Source organism: Pantoea sp. E956-1, from assembly GCF_982223955.1.
Window position 1 is genome coordinate 1 of record NZ_CEUYZP010000129.1, and the last position, 255, is coordinate 255.

At 52.9% G+C, this 255-nt stretch carries 1 rRNA gene; it reads right to left on the reverse strand.

Annotated features, from left to right (window positions below):
• A 16S ribosomal RNA gene (locus AC0T7J_RS25610) occupies positions 1–217 on the reverse strand; the annotation flags it as partial.
• Between the last annotated feature and the right edge of the window lie 38 nt (positions 218–255).

A 255-nucleotide genomic window follows, 5' to 3' on the forward strand; every position in this document is an offset into this window, starting at 1 on the left:
GAGAGGCCCGAAGGTCCCCCTCTTTGGTCTTGCGACGTTATGCGGTATTAGCCACCGTTTCCAGTGGTTATCCCCCTCTATCGGGCAGATCCCCAGACATTACTCACCCGTCCGCCACTCGTCACCCGAGAGCAAGCTCTCTGTGCTACCGTCCGACTTGCATGTGTTAGGCCTGCCGCCAGCGTTCAATCTGAGCCATGATCAAACTCTTCAATTTAAGTTTGATTTGCTTAAACAAGTTAAGCGGTGCTCATC